This window comes from Ruminiclostridium hungatei, from assembly GCF_002051585.1.
Lineage (GTDB): Bacteria > Bacillota > Clostridia > Acetivibrionales > DSM-1351 > Ruminiclostridium > Ruminiclostridium hungatei.
In genome coordinates, this window is the sequence record NZ_MZGX01000001.1 from 146,282 (window position 1) to 165,162 (window position 18,881).

The following is an 18,881-nucleotide window of genomic DNA, read 5'->3' on the forward strand; positions in this document are numbered from 1 at the left end:
TGGCTTTGCCTCCTTAATTGAGCTCAATAAAGGAGGGCCAATCACAGGTCTTTGCACCGGTACCGGCATATGTACAGGACAGCTATGGCTGACAAAGGACGAGTTTTTTGAATGAAGGAGTAATATGGGCGACAGTAAATTGTGGAGATACTATGATGTTATTAAATTCCTGTCTCTGATCAACGGGGAACTTTATTTTGCCAGAGCGGACAAATTCAAGGATAAATACGAGGGCGCTATTCCGAGGCAGAATTATCTGCATTTTGCAGAATTGTACCGGGGTAGGACAGGCCTGGAAGACTATAATGCGGATATGCAGGCGGATAATACAACTGATAATAAAGCTGATATCAAAAGAGAATTTCTGGAAGAATTCAGCAAGAGAAAGAAAAAGGTTGCTATCAGTTGCTGGCATTTGAATGAAAGCGAATCGGCAGCCATGTGGGAGGTTTATTCCAGGGCCGGACAGGGCATAGCCGTATGCACTGCCCTTAACAAGCTTCAAAGAATAAATAAGCCCTCCGGGTATGAAATGGAAATGCTTAAAATAGACTATATTGACTTTGAAAATGACTTTCATGAGGGCTATATTGACAACGAGCTGCTTCCTTTTAAAATCAAACGAAAAGAGTTCGAGTATGAACATGAATTCAGAATCCTGCTTTATAAAAATAATCTGGAATATCTCCCGGAAGAGGGCATTAAAATACCCGTGGACACGTGGGAGCTCATAGAGGATATAATAGCTTCTCCTGAAATGAAGGAATATGAAGTCTCTGAAGTTCAAAGGCTCCTTGACCGGATAAACCGTGAGAGGGGTACCGGCTTTAATATAAGAAGGTCCCGGCTCTATGAAAATTTGCGGTATTGAGCCGGATTCCGCTTGCCGGATGCCCTCCTGGAAGGAGAGTTTTCTTTTTATTTGTCTTTGCATTTATTATTTCGGGTGATAAAATAATAACATATTACGGATTATGAAAATTATGGAATATAAGATTTGTTGATTCACAGAGGTGATATTTATGGACAATTTATACCATAGGGTACTGGAAGGTAAGGTGGCAGTTATAACAGGTGCAGGGCGGGGCATAGGCAAGGCGGTAGCCCTTGCCTATGCCGGGGCCGGGGCTGCGGTTGTGTGTGCCGCCCGCAGTCAGGAAGAGCTTGCTGAAACAGTCAGGGCCATAACCCTGGCGGGTGGGCAAGCCCTTGCCGTCAAAACAGACGTGACGGATGAAAATGAGGTAAACAGCCTGTTTGAAAAGGCTGCGGGACATTTCGGAGGCATTGACATTCTGCTGGTAAACGCAGGGGCAAACTATGAGCGTGAAACTGTTGAAAACAGCCGGAGTGACGGCTGGATAGCTACTGTCCAACTGAATTTGTTCGGTGCCTATTACTGTATGCATGCTGCAATTCCATACTTAAAACAGAGAGGGGCAGGGAAAATCATAACGGTGGGCTCCGGCCTGGGGCACCGGGGGTTTCCCGGCAGTTCGGCATACTCCTGCTCAAAAGCGGGGCTCTGGATGCTCACACGCATTCTGGCACAGGAGCTGCTGGAATACAGCATAAGTGTAAACGAGCTGATACCGGGGCCGGTTAATACTTCCATAGACGACAATGCCGGGGAGGGAAAAAGTATAGTCAAAGCCATTGAAAGCGAGTGGCAGAAGCAGCCCGAGGATGTGGTGCCCATGGCTTTATTTCTGGCCGGACAGCCTGATAGGGGTCCCACGGCCCAGAGCTTCAGTCTCATGAGAAGGGATGTCTAGTGTCCTTATATTTGTTTTATGAAGTAAGCTCTCTGCAGATTACAAAATTATAGACAGTTGAAGGTATCGTGCTATAATATGTAATATCATAGTAAAAATGGAGGGGAAGTTATAATATGACAGATGAAAAGAAAACCTTAAGCGTGCTTGTGGACAGCAATGATAATATAAAATATAAATCTGCTCTGCCGGATTTCGGCAATGTGGTACATAAGGCTGTAGACATCAGTACGGAAATATTGCAGGCCAATATAGACAATACATTGAAGCAGGTGTTTTCAATTCTCGAAAAATCCCAGCTTGAGTCGGAGACTCACGAAATAAATGAGGTTGGTTTTAACCTTTCAATAAATTCATCGGGTGAGGTTTCTATTGCTTCGGTTGTTAAAGGAAATCTCAGCGGGCAGGCCGGGTTATCGTTTAAAATAACCAGAAAATAGCCTCAAATTGGTGGGGAATGACTATTGTAAAGCCGTATAACCAGGAGTGTTGCAGATTTGGGGTGGATTATGGATGACAGTGTAAAGAAAGCTACCGGATATTTGGGTTTTTTGCAGGAACAATACAGCTTGAACAGCCAAAGAGGGAAAGCCCTGAAGGATATCCGGGATAACAAGGATAGCTTATTAAAGTCAGTTCAATATGTGGTTGAGGGGCAGTTGAAAGCCATGGAATTGAGCCCGGAGGAGGCGGAACAGTTAAAACCCCGGTTTCTTCAGGCGGTCATGGAGGATATCAATAATATACCTACTGATTATGAAGATCCTTTTTGTTATAGAATAATGAAAGACATTGAACAGGAAATATTTGAGGCTGCAGGTGAGCTGGGCATAAAAATTCCGGATAAAAGACCTGTCATAGGTACCTTGCCTACCCACAGAGTGAATGCCGGAGTAATACCTGTACCTGATTGTGAGGAACTTATAATTGCCTTTGAATCTCAGATTTTTAATTTTGCCAACCTGGCAAGTAAGGTTGCGGCAAGAGCCTTAAGCATTAAGAATAGCACTTCTGAACAACTGCAGTTTTCTGTTGATATTGAGGATATTAAAAAGAACCTTGAACAGAACCCTGAGATTGCGGGCAGATTCCGTGAATTGATAATAGCTTATTTTATTGATGGCTATACGGGATATGCACCTCAATATTTTCTTGATGGAAATTATCTCGGTATTGCAAGCATTCTGAGGCATTCCTTTGAATTGTTTGTCATGGGCCATGAGTATGGGCATATAGTTTGCGGACACCTTGACGACAGCAGTAAAAGAGTAAGGAACATGCTTGGTGAGATAGAGTATGATGAAATCCAGTTTGATGATTGGGAGCAGGAGATTGAAGCTGATAATATTGGAACGAGCCTGATGCTTCACGTCATGCGCAAAGGCGGGTATGATTTGTCTTTAAGCTATATGGGAGTTGATTTTTTCTTCAGCATCATGGACATTGTTGAAAACGGATTCTCTCTGATGCTTACCGGGGAGGAAACAATCATTCCATCGGATTCCCATCCGCCTTCAGTTCTAAGACGTGAAGTGGTAAGGCAGTCAATCAGAAACTCAGTACCGGAAGAAGAGGCTGAAAGTGCCATATTCCTTGGTACTCAGATAGAGCAGATTCTCAAAATCCTCTGGGATAAGACCAAGGGAGTACTGCTGGAGTACTTTGAAGCAAAGCAGGCATAGGTTCAGTTGAAAGAGCAGCGGCCCATCATGGTTCCAGCCGCAACTGAACAGGGTAATTGATATAGATAATAAATAAAGGAAAAATAAAAAAGAGCATTTGGACAATTTAAGTCCTGGTGCTCTTTCTCAATAATGTGCCGGTAAATTCCGTCAGAGCATTTATTTTGCAGAAAATCGATTTGCTTAATGGCTAATTGGGCCCGCCGGAATTAGGAGTGTTGAAGCTGGTAGGGTTCGGATTATCTGCATTAAAATATTGATCTCCCGGCGTGGAGAGATTGAAATATAGTTTTGAATCCTTTGTTACGCCCCAATCTTTCAAAGAACCGGTATCCTGAATCTTGTTAAAGGCCTCTCTGAACATCGTGTTGTGTGCTTCTTCACGGTTTAAAAGAAAATCAATAGTCTGCCTTACACCCTTATCGGGTATTTGCCTGTAAAGATATTCATATACAACTTTGGCCCGTTGCTCCGCGGCTATATTTGACAGGATATCTGCTGCAAGATCTCCGGTTTCCTCTATATATGCCGCTGTCCAGTACTGCCCTGATGCACTTGTAAGCGCCGGAGTAAGGCCTGTGGAAACATGTGCCTGAATGTTTCCTATTGTGGCATTTTTTGCATCCAGGACATGGCCGTTCAGCAGATTCACAGTGGTGGCCACCATTTCCATATGGCTTAATTCCTCTGCTGCAATATCCAGAAACAGGTCTTTTATCTGAGGGTCTTTGATCCGAAAACTTTGTGACAGATATTGCATTGCTGCTTTCAGTTCCCCGTGAGGCCCGCCAAGCTGCTCTTGCATCATTGCCGCATAAGCCGGGTTAGGGCCGTCTACTTTTACTTCCTGAAGAAGTGCCTTATCATGTTTGAACATTTTTTCAGCTCCTTTATTTTTAATCATAACAAATCTAGCTTCCGCATTTTTTTGAAAAATATCCTTTTATATTCGGATGCTTTGCATATAAATGTATACCAGGTTTCGAGACGGACTATTTGACAGATAATCCCATGCGCTGGTATTATCATTTCATAGGGAAAAATTAGATTGCTTTATTTTTATACATCATGGAGGCAGTAAAGCATATGAAACAAATTATGAATTTACTGATCCTGCTTTCTATACTTGGTTTAGCATTAAGCGGATGCGGCAGTACTGCAAGGCAACAAGCCGCTGCTGATACTACGCAGCATCTGGGGAAGGCAGTCAAGGACACTCCACGTCAGATAGGGCAAAAGGGGCAAATATCTGCCAGTATCATTGGTTATTCCTTTGATAAATCGTATGAAAAAGCAGACCTTATAGCAGAGGTGGAAATATCAGAGTGGCTTGAGGAAATGAACGAACCTATTGAGAAGACAGTATTCAGGGCCTCTGTGAAAAAGATTTTAAAGAACAGCGAGAGCAATAGCCCGGAGGAAATAAATCTATTACAGGACGGTAATTCTGACTATACTTTTAATAATTATCCCTTGTTTAAAAACGGCGATAAACTACTGCTGTTTCTGAAAAAGGCAGTGGGTGAGAAATTTGAAAATACATACTGGATATTAGGGGGGACTACGGGGGTATTCAGGCTTATTCACACTGATGAGCAGGCTTACGCCGTCAAGCAGGTTGGTGATTGCCCTGAGTTATCAGAGGCAAAGGCAACAGAAAATGATGACATTGCTGAAATCAGAAAAATACTTAATGAGAGTTACTCCTTTGAATTATCAAAAATATCGTCAATTCCGGAAATATACAATTTAGATATGGTGGAGAGTCTGATAAAAGAACATAAGTGAGGAAAAAGTAAAGAAAAGGTAAGATACGGAAAGGTCACAACTAGGGGTAATTTATTGGTTGCGGGGATTGTTTGTTTAGGGTAATCTGAAGAAGAATATTTATATTTTTGGAGGTCAGGTTTATGGAGCAAGTGGTTGTAGGATTTTTTCTCCCTTTGATTTTTGTTTTTGGCATAAACGGGGGAATAGGAGCTATTGCGGTAAGTATGGCCGGCAAAAGAGGACTGAGAACAGCACCGGCGTTTTTTGCAGGCTTTTTTGGTTCGTTTTTAGCCTTATTTTTTATAGCAATGTTTCCAATACGGCAAAATTATTGATTAAGTGTAAGGTAGAGCCTTAGGGCTCTTTTTCTTTGGGGTGAGAAATTAGGCAGTGGAGAGGTTCCCGATAGTGAGGATAGGCCTCTGGTGACTAACGCTCCTGATACTAGTAGAATTGATTAATATGTAACTTATGATTATTATAGTATATAATTTGTATTGTCTATTTTTTTAGGAGATATTTAAATGAAAAGCAAAACACGCAATTTGGTAATGATCGGTATTAGTACATTTGCTATAGTAGCACTTGCTATTGTGGATATTTCTGAAAATGGTAAATTAACCACCGGCTTTATAGGGGTGGTAGCCTTAGTGGCAGGTGCAATAATTATACCGGCAGCTTTTGAAGTAATTAAGAGTAAAAAGCTGTAGAAAGTGCAGATATATAATAAATTGGTATTTGTCTGATAAAAATATTTATTTGAAGGTATGGGACTTTAATATGAAAAAAATATCGAAAGATTTATTTATACTCATTTTTCCACTGGCTGTTTGTGCAATACTGTATCCTATTCTACCGGACCAGATTCCGAGATCGTTTCATATAAATGGAACAAAATCATACATGGCGAAGGAGTTCATTTTTCTTTTCGGATTGATACCGTATATTATATATCTTAGAAAGAAGAAATGATGATGACTCCGGCGAAATTACTCATTTGAAATCCTCCCCGATAACTATTATTTAATACAAATAGTTACTGGGGGTGAGTGAGATATAATTTGCGAGCCCATAAGACAGATTAAGATATTATTACTTTTCATGTTAACTTCCACAAAAAAATGACCTTTTATGTTATTATATGATTACATAAATTTACCTTATTTATATAATCAGGTGGTCAGGGGGGTTGTTTTTATGCGACTAAAGACAATTAGCAAAGTCGTTATTTCAATTTTTTTCATTATATTATTTATAAGTATTGGAGCAGGATTTACCTATGCAAAAGAAGCAGCAACCTTAACCGTTACTGCAAATATCCTGAATCTGAGAGAAGCCCCAAATACGTCTTCCAGAATAATCAGCCAGCTGACCAAAGGCAGTGAACTGAAGGTTATCAGCAGTTCGGCAGGTTGGTATAAGATTACCGTAAGCGGAAAGACCGGCTGGGTATCAGAAAATTATGTCTCTGAAAAAAGCTCTATAAATAAAAAGGTGAACAATTTAGATAACGGAAAAAACAGTACGAAAAACAGTGATGGAAATAATAGTAATGTAGTCAATTCTTCTGACATTACTAAAAATGATTCAATTCAAGAAGCTATCATAACCGGAAATAATGTTAACGTCAGAAAAGGGCCTGGAACCAATAATAGTGCTATCAAACAGGTGAACAAAGGCCAGAAAGGTACTATTCTTGATAAATCAGGAGAATGGTTCAAAGTCAAATTCAAAGATATGACCGGATGGGTAAGCGGTACCTACGTATCCATTTACCTTGAGGGCAATGATAAGTCTAAAACAGGAACTAATTCTGATTCACAAAATAAAAGTGAAACAAGCAAATCCGACAAAACTGCCAAAACAGCGTCTGAAAGCCAGACTGAGAAAATCGGTGAATCCGGCAAAATCATTAAAGCTGATGAAAATAATATAACAACAGGCTCCGGCATCACGACCGAATCTGGTATAAAAGCTAAAACTGAAACAGGAAATGAAGTTAATGCTGACATAACTGCAATAATAGATTTTGCTAAAACCCTTCTGGGCGTAAAATATACATACGGGGGAACTACTCCTGAGATGGGTTTTGATTGCTCGGGCTTTGTAAAATATGTATTTGATAATTTTAATATTAAGCTTAACCGAGTATCTGCAGATCAGGCTAAACAAGGTTTTGAAGTAGCCATAGATGAATTGTTGCCGGGCGATCTTGTGTTTTTTGATACAAATGGAGGAATTAGTGATATTTCGCATGTTGGCTTGTACATAGGTGCAGGTGAATTTATAAATTCTGTTACAGGTGCAGGCAACGGAAAAGTTGTTATTGACAGTATGAACACTGCTTATTGGCAGCCAAGGTTTATGACAGCAAGAAGAATTATAGAAAAATAAGCTGTCATACTTTTTATATTCTCACAGCCTTAAGAATAAAAATAAGGAAAATCCTGATAAGCTTAGTAGCATCTTAGGTAATAATAAAAAGACTAGGACTAATAAAAAAGCATAGTTTATTAATGCTTATTGCTAACAGTTAACGTATAATTAGTTTATGTTTTTCCCCAATTTTCCCCCAACATACTAAAATCCAATTATTTTAAGAGGTAAATATACAAGCTTAGAGCGTCCAAGCTTTTGTTACATTTGCATTTTAAGGACTTGCCGTATTCATCGGCTATGCCGTGCATACTAATGACGTCGCCTAAAAATATGCATTCAGCATATTTTTTAACGGCTCGTGCCCTCTCGGGTTCAAGTCCTTCAGGGGTTTTAACCCCGCCGGGAGGCTAGGGGGGACTACGGGGGGACTTAGTCCCGCCCGTAAGGCGCTTCGCGTCTTTTTTTAAACATAAAAAAGACGCCTGTGTTTTCCGCAGAAAACACAAGCGCCTTAATGGCAGGGGAGACAGGACTTGCCGTATGCGTCGGCTGCGCCTCGCATACTAATGACGTCGCCCACCAAAACCTGACGGTTTCGGTGCCGGGCTCCTACACTCGCCTGAAAATATGCATTCAGCATATTTTCTTAACGGCTCGTGCCCTGCCGGGTTCAAGTCCAGACATGAAAATACAAAAAACGCCTTGTACAAATGTACAAGACGTTTCTTATGGCAGGGGAGACAGGACTTGAACCCGCAGCCGACGGTTTTGGAGAATGTTTGTCAGCTTCTTGTATTATAATGTGTGCACCTGAAATATGCTTAAATAGGCTATTTGTTATCTTATTGCATATTGGATTATGAGGTATTACAATGCGTTATTTTGATGGGTGTGTCAACAAATTGTCAACAAAAATAATGCTATTAAATATGTTTCAGCCTGAACCTTTTCGTCGTCCTTTGAGGTTGCTCGACTAGTATACTTTCCAAAGCTGCCGCAGGTCTTTTGTCTATATAATTTGCAGCGTGAGAATAGGTATCAAGGGTTGTTGATTTACGGCTGTGTCCTGCCCATTTGCTCACTGTTGCTATGTCAAGGCCAGCTCTTAAAAGTATTGTTAAATTAGTATGTCTTAATCCGTGAAAATTTAAATCCGGCAGAAGATATTTTTCCTTATTTTTTTCAGATATATCCTCGTTATTCATAATTTTGATATTTTGACTCTTTATAAATTTAGGGAGCCATTTTGAGGGCGTATATGGATGCATCGGTAGCCCGTTGTTCTGGGTGAACAGCCTGTTGCTTTCAATCCATTTATTTTTGACTTGCATTTTGTATATGTTCTGCCAGTTTTTGTAGGATTTTAAAAGATTCATAACGAATTTTGGTAAATAAAATTCTCTCTTTGATTCTTCTGTTTTAAGTTCATTTTTAGTAAAAGTACCTTCTCCGGGGATATACTGACTTGCTCTCCTCAAGGTAACGATATAATTTTCAAAATCAATGTCAGTCCACTCAAGCCCCATAAGTTCTTCTTCTCTGACTCCGGTGAAAATTGTCAAAACTATTATTACTTTAAATTTAAAAGGAGCATCATCCAAAGCTTTTATAAGCATTTTTGCATGATGTATATTATAACTCCTTGCCTCTTTCTTTTTTACACCGGGTCGGTCTATACGCATAGCAGGGTTCTCTTTTATTAAGTTCCATTTTACAGCTTTACCAAACATTGAAGATATCAAGGAATGATGATGAAGAATTGTCTGCTCATCTAACCCTTGCTCAGATTGTATTAAATCAAATATCTCCTCAATCTTTATATTTAAAGCTTTTGAAATCCTTTCAGCAACTGCTTTGGTGGTATTATTGAAAGAAATGATATTCTTAAGGGTCCTAGGATTTATTCCTGACTTTATTATTAATTCTTTTGATGAAAGATTTTCTTTTTCAAGTAATTTTTCAAAATCAGGTTTAATCTTGAACTTGAAATCAAGTCTAATTCCGGATTCGCGAAGATTATTATAAAAGTCAAGGAGGATGTCTGGTTTGAGAATAAAGTCACCAAGTGTAATATGGCCGAGAGCAGGATTTATTCTCATGTCTAACATTTCATAATATCGATGCTTTGTTTTTTTACCAAGCTCGATTTCAGCATATTTTGTCTTCCAGCTATCCGATAGTGTTTTAAAAGTAGTATTAAGACCTCTGGATATATTATTATTTTTAACTTCAGCGTAAAATAAGGCTAATTGAGCTTCTCCATAGTCTTCTTGCTGTTTTTCGGTTTTGCCTTCAATAGGGACGGTTTTAGTAAATCGCTCTCTTTTACCCCAGAGACCCTTCCCATTACTAATAGTTAATAAAAGGCTATCGCCCCTTCTTTGTATACTGCCTGGCATATTAATTCTCTCCAATCTATAATTATTCTCAATCGTTATCCTTTTGAATACGACTGGTCCTAAAGTACTAATTAATTCTCTGAGTAATCTTTCTTTTTGTATTTAGACTTAAGATAATCTACATAATTCCGCAACTCTGCCTGAGCCTCTGGAGGCAATTCATCATACCAATCATCGGAACGGTGAGTAGCAAAGGTTACGAAGTTGTTTTTCAATGCAAGTGACCCATTTTCTCCTTCTTCATAATCAAACAAACTTATCTGATTTCTAATTTTAATTTCAATTTGACTACTACCGTAAGCTATCGATGCTTCACCTGTATATTTATCAAGGTTAGTTACATGACCAGCAATAACAATAAACTCTCTATAATCAGCTCCAAGACTTGAAGCCATGAGTTTTAACATTTCCAAAGGTATTGCTCCATCATGTTTGTCATTTTCTATAATATTAATTATTTCACGGGAGACCCCTGATTTTATAGACAATTCCTCTATAGATATTTTTTTATCTACTCTAAGTTTTTTTATATAAGATCCCAAAGTTCCAGTCCATCCGAAAAGTTGCTTTATATAAATATCGTTTTCATTACGTCCTAACAAATAGTCCATAGTCACATTGAAAAAATCAGCTATTTTCTCGAACAGGCTTTGGTCAATTTTATTTTTATATCCATTTTCTAGCTTAGAAATTACTGGTTGGGATGAACCTACTGAGTCAGCTAAGGTCTTAGCTGATATGCCCATTGATTCTCGAAGTTCCTTTATTCTGTTTTTTCTTATTTCCATGAATTTACCCCTTTACGTTTATTCCATTTTAGAATAATTGAAATTCAAAGTAAAGTCAAGGTATTTGAAGAAAATTAATGGCAATTTATGTTATTGATATATATATATTCCAATATGGAATTGCAGTGAAACAAATATTAGTCTATTATAGAATAAAAAAGAGGTGACACAATGACAACAGCGGAAAAAATTAAGTCTTTAAGAGAAATCAAGGGTTATTCTCAAATAAATTTCGCAAAGAAAACTAAGGTATTTACGCAGTCACAAATTTGCAAAATAGAAAATGGCAACAGAAAAATAACTGATACAGATCTTTCCGTATTGGCTCAAGCGCTCGGGGTTTCTATTACAGAATTAATCGGAGACGTGTGTTCAAAGAAGAAAATAATTTAATCAATAAATGATTTTAAGCACGAATTGATTATCAAAAAAAGAGGTGATTATTTAGTGAACGGATTAAAAATAATTCGCAATAACGGCCAGCTTGTAACCGACAGCAGAGATGTTGCGGAAATGACAGAAGAAAGACACGACAATTTGATAAGAAGGATAGAAAATTATATCTCTGTTCTTAACAAAGGCGAAAACTCAATATTGAGGAATGGCCTTAAATCAGCTTCTACAGACTTTTTCATTCTAAGTGAATATGAATCTGGAAAGCCATCAAGAAAATACCCTTGCTATCTTCTCACCCGAAAAGGCTGCGATATGGTGGCGAACAAAATGACTGGTGAAAAGGGAGTTCTGTTCACGGCAGCATATGTCACTAAGTTTGAAGAAATGGAGAGAAATGCACCATCAGACAGCTACATGATTTCAGACCCAATCGAAAGAGCAAAGCGCTGGATACAAGAGCAAGAAGATAAGAAGCTTCTCCAGGCAGAAAATAAGCTCCTGTCGCAACAAAATCTAACGTGGGCGAACCGCAAAGTCTTAGAAGCAATTATAACGGCTTACGGAGCCTCAATAAATATTCCAGAGATAAATGGCTTTCGGGAGGCGTGGCGGGATTTTAAAAAGGAACTGCTTTATGCTCACAGCATCAATCTTAATGCTCGCATTTCAAAGTGGATGGAATCATCTGGCAAAAAGACTAAGCCCAATACTTTGGCTATGATACATGATGAAGAGTTGACAAGGTGCATAAGTACCGCTGTGGCGTTATGTAAAATACACGGTGTTGATATTTCAGAAATTATTAATAAGCACGAAAAGGCGTAGGAGGTATTTGAAATGTTAATCGGCAAAGAAGGACAAGTTCTTGATATAAAAGAAACGGTACAGTTTTTCGACGGACACATCTCAGAATGGATGATTCGCCAAATGGTTGCTTCCGGTGAAATACCCCATTTCCGTATGGGTAATAAGAAACTTTTATTTGACGCAGATAAGTTGAAATTGTGGTGGGAAAATAAATTAAATCAATCTGTTCAACCTTCACAAGGCGGTGGCAAAGAAAAATCAGAACTTTGTGGAACTCTGAGAAAAATTAAAATTTAATTTCTTATAGGAAGTATTTATTATATAATGTTTGTGATTATTATTAATTGGAGAATGTAATGAAAATTATTGAAAAGTTTTCTTTCTGTAGCGCAAATTATCTTACTCTGAAGCTTAAGCACAACCACCAAAAAAGATCAGTGCTTTATTTTGGATTTCAAGCGATATATGGAGATTTGATTAAGTTAATAATTATGGCACTTATTTCTGGAATGGTCGGTTCTTTCTGGACAACCATGCTGATAGCATTTTCGTTTGCCTATTTGCGAAAAAATGCCGGCGGAATTCATATGAAATCAGAGTGGGGATGTATTTTATTTACAACGGGTATATGTGTTATCCCCGGGACTATCGTTAATAGTTTTTCTATCACTTCTTTTTCTTTAACAATCTTCTTTATGATAATGGTACTTATATTTTGTTTGGTGTGTTTATATAAATATTCTCCAATGAGCTCTAATATCGGTGATATACCTAATAAATCTAAAATTGCAAAGTTCAAAAAGAAATCAATAATATCTCTTGTTTCCTTGTATCTTTTAGCAATAGGCTTTATATTTTTCGGTCAGTACAAAAGTTCAATTTCAATTGTAGCTGGATGTATGCTTGAAGTTTTTACAATCTTGCCGTATAAACGAAAAAAGACAATCAAATTGCATTGACTGCCTAAGAAATATTTGATATGATAAATTCGACAAGAAATAATATTTTATTGCAACTTTCTCCGTAAAGTTGCTATTTTTTTGTGTTTTTTACTTTTTATTGTCTTTTAGTGCCTTAGGGGTCTTTGGCTGATGGCCCCAAAGAAAGCTGAAATCATTTGCTTTCTTTGCAGCTATCTCAGAAACTTTCGAATCGATAGCAGATAATATTTTTGAGGTTTTATCCATTGTCATTTACTCCTTTCTAAATGAAATTTAGATACACTGGTTATAACCTTAATGTAATTATATAGTATCACAAAATTTAATAGTCCACTACCAAAACAACACAAACCAAGGAAAATTTTTGTAGTGTAATCAAATGATGTAAAATATGTAATGTAAATTTTCGTAAGATTTACCTCTATAAAAAATAGAATGAAAATTACAGTGATAAATCCGAAGAGCCTTATCTTATATTGCTTGAATTTTTGGATAACAAAAGTAAAGTTCCAAAATGAAGCTATCGCTACAATTTGAATTAATCTTTCAGGCAAAAAGCATAAGAACCTTTTTAATTCAGGGGAATTAAGTAAATTCGCTTCTTGTCCATTATAAAAATAGCGAATGCATAAAGGCACATATAATGATTCAAAGCTAATGATTAAGAGAGAAAATGCTGCAACTCCTAATATTGATTTTAGCCAGGTTGTCTTATAAATATACTTCAATATAATAGAGTATACAACCATAGAAACAATAGATGTGATATTCATATTTGGTATAAAATATCCGACAATCGCACTTATGAATGATACCACAACTGCCGAGACAAGCATTTTAACAAAGTTAGCAATAAATTTACTAGAATCACATTTAAATGGCACTGCATTACTTTCCCCTAGGATTATAAGGGAGAACATAAAGCAGAGAAAATACTGCGGGGTCGATAATATAAATACGTTTAAAACACTAAAGCCTTCCATAACAAACCTCCGTAAATTTGTTTTAATTTAATGACAAGAAAAAAATTAAAGTTTACGTGCAATAATAATATCTTCCAGTGGTATCCCGGAGTCTTTTATTTTTATTGCAATATTCAGATATTCTCTGTTATCTGTATCTGCAGCAAATTTCATAATTTTGTTCTGTTCTATACTATCTTCTGTATATGAATTTGAACCAAGCAACTTACTTACATTCACGCCAGACAGGCTAGCTATTTGATATATGATTTTTACATCAGGGATTATACCCTCTTCTATGTTTTTTACTTCTTTAACTTTCAAATCATTGTATAACGCAAATTCTTTTTGAGATAATTTCATACTTTCCCTTAAATTTTTTATTGATGCAGCGACATAATTTGCGTTTATGGAACTTAATATTTCATTGATATCTTCAATATCACAACCTAATAGATAATCAATACTGACTTTAAAAATCCTCCTTAATTTTTTTAAATTTTCAACACTCGGATATCTTCTATCTCCAGCCAATAATTTACTTATTGCTGAGGGAGTAACCTCCAATTCATTAGCTAAATCGGCTGGTTTCATTCCGAATTTATCCATTAACAATGCAAGCCTTTGAGAAAACATTCCAATTCCTCCACTAAACATACTATTAAATATAATAATAGACTGGCAGTCAACATATGTCAAGATAAATGGAATAAAAGTCTAAGAAAACGAGGAAAAATTGAGTAATAGTCACAAAATAGCTATAAAAGTGAATATTAGTCAACTATTATACTTGATAATAATTGACTGGCAGTATAATATGGTAATGAAAGGAAGTGATGGAAGTGAGAAAGATAAAGGCTGATAAGCTGAATATTTTAGGAAGACTCAGAGAAGATGTTGGGCTTAAGAGGGAAGAAGTTGAGGCGCATATAAAGAAACTTGAAATTCCCGATTTAAGCTGTTCGACTTCATACTTGTGTAAATTGGAAAAGCTCGGCACTGATAAAAAGCCATCATTAGAGTTAGCCATAGAATTGTGTAAAATGTACAAATGCAGACTTGAGGATATATATCCAAATCTCAAGGATAAACTTAAGGGCCTTAAGGTTTGCTAAAAATAAACACTGGGGGGTGAAGCTTTTGGAAGAAATCACTGCGAATGGAAAAGGACGTATAACTTGGGATGCAAAGACCACTGCCATCTATTTGGGAATTTCATACGGGTTACTGCTAAAGCTGGTAAGGCAAAAGAAAATTCCCTTTGTATCAGTTGGGAGAATTATACCATAACAAGTAATGAAAGGAAGTGGGGTCATGCACAATAAAATACGGCGCAGTGACATATTCTATGCAGACCTCAATCCGTATATTGGTTCGGAGCAGGGAGGAGTCAGGCCGGTACTAATTCTTCAGAATGATATTGGCAATAAATACAGTTCCACGGTCATTGTTGCTGCTATCACTTCCCAGATAGACAAAACAAAACTCCCCACACATGTTAAGGTTGATGGCTATGGATTGCGTGAAGGCTCACTTATCTGTCTGGAACAGTTGAGGACAATTGATAAATGTAGACTCCGAGAGTACAAAGGGCATCTTGATAACGAGCAAATGGCCAGGGTTGAGAGTGCAATAAATATTAGCCTTGGAATGCAGCAAAACCAAAAGGAGGGACAAGCAGTGTCAGATTTAATGGTTAAGCAAGTTGAGTTTAATGGAGATATCCTTCTCGCTGTAAAGGATAATGAGACAAATAAGATTCATGTTGCAGTCTATTATGTGTGTCGCGGACTTGGGCTTTCGGATGGTCAGATGAAAAATGAACGCGTAAGAATTCAAGATGATATTGTTCTATCAAAAGGGGGACGAAAAATCATCCTCCCTACAAATGGCGGTTCTCAAGAGGCTTTATGCATAGAAATAGATTATCTCCCATTATGGCTTGCAAAAATCAACGCAAATATTATTCAAGACAAAGCGGTTCAGGACAAGCTTATTGAGTACCAACTAGAAGCTAAAGATGTACTTGCAACTGCTTTTCTCGGACAAACTCAACCACAATTCAATATTCCACAAACTTTACCTGAAGCTCTTAGGCTTGCTGCTGACCTGGCAGAGGAAAACGCAAAACTTCTTCCTAAGGCAAATTCGTTTGATACATTTATAAATTCAGAAGGTAACCTCACCATTGAGGAAACCGCCAAAACATTAAACATAAAGGGTATTGGGAGAAATAAATTATTTCAGGTCTTAGCGATAGAGAAAATTCTTTTCAAGAAAGGCGACAGCTACGAAGCCTACCAAAATTATATAAACAGTGGTTACTTCATACATAAGCAAAACCCAATTAAAAAAGGAGATGTAATTGAGCAAAGAACCCAGGTGTTTGTTACTCCAAAAGGACTTGATTGGCTTAGCAAAAAAATGAAAGAAAGAAGTTATATGGCTTGAACAGGGCAGAATTATAGGTTCTTGCGGGTTTGTCCTTAACAGCCCGATACCAACCCCGGGGAGGTGGTTGACATGAGAAGTTAATAACATCTTTAAGACTTAACACGAAAGCTAAAGAAAGGAGGAACTATGGGAGCAATTTTTGGATTCAACTGGTTTGATTTACTGCAGATGATTTTAATCAATTATTCAAATTGGCTGCAATGCAGAGCTATTATAACCGAACCAATCAATCAATCAGAAGTATCCGGATACCCAACCGGGTTCACTTAGATAATGTGGCCACGCCGATTCACTTTCAGATCGAATTTAAAAATTAACAATTAGTCCAACGGCGGTCGGACGGATACTGCCCGCCGTTTACCTGGAGGACCGCCCGAAAGGGATAAACGCAACGTCGGTTGAGATAAGCAGCGAGAAAAGGATTCCGGAAGTGCAGGAGCCTGATACCCCTTACAAGAAGCTTTGCAGGTTGTAAGGTGAAAGTGAAGTGTATGGGATAACGGTAGACAGCTGACTGCCCATTAAATATGCGGCTGCTGAGGTAGCCAACCCTCAATCCTCCACCAACGCTCAGGACGTTCCCTGTGTCGAGAATAGAGCCATGATTAAACGAGTGCAGCGCACAGCGTTTAAACCGTTGCACGGAACAATGGTGACAGCCGGGAAAGATCGGCAAATAACCGGAAAGACTGCAACATGAATAAGCGGCCATGTGTGCAAAGTGGGATAAACCAATCTCAATAATTGTTGCAGTTTACCGGCCCCATGGAGAAATAGCACAACGGACAGTGCGGGGAGTGTACACTATAAACCTTGACCTTTGATGTGAGTTCGATTCTCACTTTCTCCGCAAAGCCTTCTGTGTAAGAGGTTGGTTACCTCATAAAACAACAACGGCGCACAGAGTCAAAACCATACGTGCTGGCTGTATGTCATTCGGTGGAATAGCGAAAAGGCAGGTAAGCGCCTAAAGCTTACAGATGCTCCATTTGCAGTTGATTGCATCACCAACTCAGCAACGCCGTCCGCCAGAACGCATCTGGCCCAAGCCGAAAGGTTAATAAAATTTTAGGAGGTGCATTATGGCAAAGTTAAATGTTGAGGTCGAAGTAGATTGGTTAGATGAAAGTGAGTCACTGGACGATGTTATAAAATCTGAGGTTCTTCATAAAGTTTCGAAAATGATTGAGGATAGGCTAACAGCAAAAGCCTTGGAAAAATTTGAGTCGAAAGTCGTTGAGTGTGCCGAGCAGATTGAAACAAGAGTGGTTGAACTTTCAAACAAAGTTATTGATGATTTTGTTTTAACCCAAAGATTTCCTCAGCCAAAAAACTCATACGACGACAACCCCGAAACGAAAACTATTCAAGAAATTTTTATAAGTAAGCTGGATAGTTGTTTGACTCGTAGTGTAGATGAAAATGGCAATTATACAACTTCGTCTTATTCTTCCAAGGGAACGAGGCTAGAATGGCTCACGGGGAAACTTGCTGAAAAATATGCAGATGAATTGGTAAAGAAACATGTTAAGGACGTTAAAGGGCATATCGAAAAGTATATTCTTGACAAAGTTAAGGGCGAAATTCTTGTTCAATTATCGGATTCTGTTCTCAGCAAAATCGATTTTTCTAAGATTAAATAAGCCCGCCTGAGCATATCAGGCCCAAACCCAAAAGCAAGAGTAAGCTACACGGGTATTCTTAATTATTTTATTATGTGGGGCCAGATGGCTGCAGCATGCTGGCCCCGAAACCACAAATCTAAACCAAAATTTAAAATTTGGAGGTAATTCTTATGCAAAAGACATTTAATGATGATGGTACGATTACCATCAATATGACGGAACATGAGTATTTTAACAGTGTTTTCGGCAACAAGCAATATGTCCAAGCTTCTGTTAATTCAACCCCGATCAACACGGTTCCTGCAAATACAGACCTCGAAACTCTCGTTACAAATCTTCTCAATAGTATTGGTATGCCCCGCAACATCAAAGGTTTTCACTATGTACGGCAAGCAATATCTTTGGCGGTAGAAAACCCAGACATCGTCGATGGAATGACAAAAGAGCTATACCCGGCTATAGCTAAATCATTTCAGGCAGAACCTTCCCGCGCAGAAAGAGCAATCCGGCACGCCATAGAGGTTGCCTGGGACAGAGGGAATGAACCTGCGCTAAGCTCTTTGTTTGGGTATTCAATCAGCCAGTACAAGGGGAAGTCCACCAATTCAGAATTTATCGCTCTTATGGCAGACAATCTCAGACTTCAGCTTAAGGAGGGAGGCAGAGGAAATGACGGCGAAGTGCAGTAAGTGTGGCGCTCAGTGGAAAGTGAGCATACATAAAGATTTGGATTCCCCGTTTGTTTGCCCAAGATGTTCAAGTAAAACGAAATTCAAAACTACACTTTTCTTTGCCGGCTTAATTGCCTCTTGCTTGATAATACCAAAGCTCAACTGTATTGCAAATGATGCACGAGGATATCAGGCCGTGGGAGGTGAGATATTTATACCGCTGCTTTATCTT

Annotated in this window: 23 protein-coding genes, 1 tRNA gene and 2 pseudogenes; 20 read left to right on the plus strand and 6 right to left on the minus strand. The window is 38.3% G+C overall.

Features of this window, described 5'->3' with window-relative positions; all coding sequences use genetic code 11:
• Nucleotides 1-124: 124 nt before the first annotated feature.
• From CLHUN_RS00665 to CLHUN_RS00680, 4 genes are all read left to right on the plus strand, one after another.
• Nucleotides 125-871, plus strand: coding sequence for a DUF2971 domain-containing protein (locus CLHUN_RS00665; protein WP_080062638.1), 747 nt, complete (start codon nucleotides 125-127; stop codon nucleotides 869-871).
• A gap of 151 nt (nucleotides 872-1,022) precedes the next feature.
• Nucleotides 1,023-1,775, plus strand: a complete 753-nt coding sequence (locus tag CLHUN_RS00670) for an SDR family NAD(P)-dependent oxidoreductase (protein ID WP_080062639.1) — start codon at nucleotides 1,023-1,025, stop codon at nucleotides 1,773-1,775.
• 116 nt (nucleotides 1,776-1,891) lie between these two features.
• The gene (locus CLHUN_RS00675; RefSeq protein WP_080062640.1) at nucleotides 1,892-2,215 is read left to right on the plus strand and encodes a Pepco domain-containing protein; all 324 of its coding nucleotides are present in this window, start codon (nucleotides 1,892-1,894) and stop codon (nucleotides 2,213-2,215) included.
• 69 nt (nucleotides 2,216-2,284) lie between these two features.
• Nucleotides 2,285-3,457, plus strand: coding sequence for a M48 family metalloprotease (locus CLHUN_RS00680; RefSeq protein WP_080062641.1), 1,173 nt, complete (start codon nucleotides 2,285-2,287; stop codon nucleotides 3,455-3,457).
• 190 nt (nucleotides 3,458-3,647) lie between these two features.
• Here the strand turns inward: CLHUN_RS00680 and CLHUN_RS00685 are convergent, their stop codons facing one another.
• The gene (locus CLHUN_RS00685; RefSeq protein WP_080062788.1) at nucleotides 3,648-4,334 is read right to left on the minus strand and encodes a manganese catalase family protein; all 687 of its coding nucleotides are present in this window, start codon (nucleotides 4,332-4,334) and stop codon (nucleotides 3,648-3,650) included.
• A gap of 209 nt (nucleotides 4,335-4,543) precedes the next feature.
• Between CLHUN_RS00685 and CLHUN_RS00690 the strand changes: the two genes are divergently transcribed.
• The 4 genes from CLHUN_RS00690 to CLHUN_RS00710 all read left to right on the plus strand — a co-directional run bounded on the left by CLHUN_RS00690 (nucleotide 4,544) and on the right by CLHUN_RS00710 (nucleotide 7,621).
• Nucleotides 4,544-5,245 (plus strand): hypothetical protein, encoded by a 702-nt coding sequence (locus tag CLHUN_RS00690; protein WP_080062642.1) that lies wholly within the window; start codon nucleotides 4,544-4,546, stop codon nucleotides 5,243-5,245.
• Nucleotides 5,246-5,367: 122 nt separating this feature from the next.
• Nucleotides 5,368-5,562 (plus strand): hypothetical protein, encoded by a 195-nt coding sequence (locus tag CLHUN_RS00695; RefSeq protein ID WP_080062643.1) that lies wholly within the window; start codon nucleotides 5,368-5,370, stop codon nucleotides 5,560-5,562.
• Nucleotides 5,563-5,751: 189 nt separating this feature from the next.
• Entirely contained in the window at nucleotides 5,752-5,937 is a 186-nt protein-coding gene (locus CLHUN_RS00700) for a hypothetical protein (RefSeq protein WP_080062644.1), read from the plus strand.
• Nucleotides 5,938-6,424: 487 nt separating this feature from the next.
• Nucleotides 6,425-7,621 (plus strand): C40 family peptidase, encoded by a 1,197-nt coding sequence (locus CLHUN_RS00710; RefSeq protein ID WP_165755609.1) that lies wholly within the window; start codon nucleotides 6,425-6,427, stop codon nucleotides 7,619-7,621.
• A 908-nt stretch (nucleotides 7,622-8,529) separates the two neighbouring features.
• Here the strand turns inward: CLHUN_RS00710 and CLHUN_RS00715 are convergent.
• The gene (locus CLHUN_RS00715; RefSeq protein ID WP_080062647.1) at nucleotides 8,530-10,005 is read right to left on the minus strand and encodes a tyrosine-type recombinase/integrase; all 1,476 of its coding nucleotides are present in this window, start codon (nucleotides 10,003-10,005) and stop codon (nucleotides 8,530-8,532) included.
• A 71-nt stretch (nucleotides 10,006-10,076) separates the two neighbouring features.
• Nucleotides 10,077-10,793, minus strand: coding sequence for a helix-turn-helix domain-containing protein (locus tag CLHUN_RS00720; protein WP_080062648.1), 717 nt, complete (start codon nucleotides 10,791-10,793; stop codon nucleotides 10,077-10,079).
• A gap of 171 nt (nucleotides 10,794-10,964) precedes the next feature.
• Between CLHUN_RS00720 and CLHUN_RS00725 the strand changes: the two genes are divergently transcribed.
• Genes CLHUN_RS00725 through CLHUN_RS00740 form a run of 4 tightly spaced genes read left to right on the plus strand, consistent with a single transcriptional unit; the run spans nucleotide 10,965 to nucleotide 12,955 of the window.
• Nucleotides 10,965-11,186, plus strand: a complete 222-nt coding sequence (locus CLHUN_RS00725; RefSeq protein WP_080062649.1) for a helix-turn-helix domain-containing protein — start codon at nucleotides 10,965-10,967, stop codon at nucleotides 11,184-11,186.
• Between the two features lie 54 nt (nucleotides 11,187-11,240).
• On the plus strand, nucleotides 11,241-12,014 hold the full coding sequence (locus tag CLHUN_RS00730; RefSeq protein ID WP_080062650.1) for a Rha family transcriptional regulator: 774 nt from the start codon (nucleotides 11,241-11,243) through the stop codon (nucleotides 12,012-12,014).
• A 12-nt stretch (nucleotides 12,015-12,026) separates the two neighbouring features.
• Complete coding sequence (locus tag CLHUN_RS00735) at nucleotides 12,027-12,293, plus strand: MerR family transcriptional regulator (protein WP_080062651.1); 267 nt, start codon at nucleotides 12,027-12,029, stop codon at nucleotides 12,291-12,293.
• Nucleotides 12,294-12,352: 59 nt separating this feature from the next.
• Nucleotides 12,353-12,955 (plus strand): accessory gene regulator ArgB-like protein, encoded by a 603-nt coding sequence (locus CLHUN_RS00740; protein ID WP_080062652.1) that lies wholly within the window; start codon nucleotides 12,353-12,355, stop codon nucleotides 12,953-12,955.
• Nucleotides 12,956-13,045: 90 nt separating this feature from the next.
• Here the strand turns inward: CLHUN_RS00740 and CLHUN_RS00745 are convergent, their stop codons facing one another.
• The 3 genes from CLHUN_RS00745 to CLHUN_RS00755 are packed head-to-tail and all read right to left on the minus strand — an operon-like array spanning nucleotide 13,046 to nucleotide 14,535.
• Complete coding sequence (locus CLHUN_RS00745; protein WP_117387010.1) at nucleotides 13,046-13,183, minus strand: cyclic lactone autoinducer peptide; 138 nt, start codon at nucleotides 13,181-13,183, stop codon at nucleotides 13,046-13,048.
• A 2-nt stretch (nucleotides 13,184-13,185) separates the two neighbouring features.
• A complete protein-coding gene (locus CLHUN_RS00750) occupies nucleotides 13,186-13,920 on the minus strand; it encodes a hypothetical protein (RefSeq protein ID WP_080062654.1) in 735 nt (244 codons plus the stop codon).
• A gap of 45 nt (nucleotides 13,921-13,965) precedes the next feature.
• The gene (locus CLHUN_RS00755; protein ID WP_165755610.1) at nucleotides 13,966-14,535 is read right to left on the minus strand and encodes a helix-turn-helix transcriptional regulator; all 570 of its coding nucleotides are present in this window, start codon (nucleotides 14,533-14,535) and stop codon (nucleotides 13,966-13,968) included.
• Between the two features lie 206 nt (nucleotides 14,536-14,741).
• Between CLHUN_RS00755 and CLHUN_RS00760 the strand changes: the two genes are divergently transcribed.
• The 8 genes and pseudogenes from CLHUN_RS00760 (at nucleotide 14,742) to CLHUN_RS00775 (ending at nucleotide 18,667) form a co-directional block, all read left to right on the plus strand.
• Nucleotides 14,742-15,014 (plus strand): helix-turn-helix domain-containing protein, encoded by a 273-nt coding sequence (locus CLHUN_RS00760; protein ID WP_080062656.1) that lies wholly within the window; start codon nucleotides 14,742-14,744, stop codon nucleotides 15,012-15,014.
• Between the two features lie 25 nt (nucleotides 15,015-15,039).
• Nucleotides 15,040-15,189, plus strand: a complete 150-nt coding sequence (locus CLHUN_RS21955) for a MerR family transcriptional regulator (protein ID WP_165755611.1) — start codon at nucleotides 15,040-15,042, stop codon at nucleotides 15,187-15,189.
• A gap of 24 nt (nucleotides 15,190-15,213) precedes the next feature.
• Nucleotides 15,214-15,558: pseudogene (locus tag CLHUN_RS22440) on the plus strand (type II toxin-antitoxin system PemK/MazF family toxin); the annotation flags it as partial.
• 54 nt (nucleotides 15,559-15,612) lie between these two features.
• Nucleotides 15,613-16,350, plus strand: a pseudogene (locus CLHUN_RS22825) (phage antirepressor KilAC domain-containing protein); the annotation flags it as partial.
• Between the two features lie 129 nt (nucleotides 16,351-16,479).
• The gene (locus CLHUN_RS21960) at nucleotides 16,480-16,623 is read left to right on the plus strand and encodes a hypothetical protein (RefSeq protein WP_165755612.1); all 144 of its coding nucleotides are present in this window, start codon (nucleotides 16,480-16,482) and stop codon (nucleotides 16,621-16,623) included.
• A 497-nt stretch (nucleotides 16,624-17,120) separates the two neighbouring features.
• Nucleotides 17,121-17,203, plus strand: a tRNA-OTHER gene (locus CLHUN_RS21965).
• 232 nt (nucleotides 17,204-17,435) lie between these two features.
• Nucleotides 17,436-17,996 carry a hypothetical protein gene (locus CLHUN_RS00770; protein WP_080062658.1) on the plus strand — a complete coding sequence of 187 codons (561 nt, stop codon included), beginning with the start codon at nucleotides 17,436-17,438 and terminating at the stop codon, nucleotides 17,994-17,996.
• A gap of 152 nt (nucleotides 17,997-18,148) precedes the next feature.
• Entirely contained in the window at nucleotides 18,149-18,667 is a 519-nt protein-coding gene (locus CLHUN_RS00775) for a sporulation initiation factor Spo0A C-terminal domain-containing protein (protein ID WP_080062659.1), read from the plus strand.
• The last annotated feature ends 214 nt before the right edge of the window (nucleotides 18,668-18,881 follow it).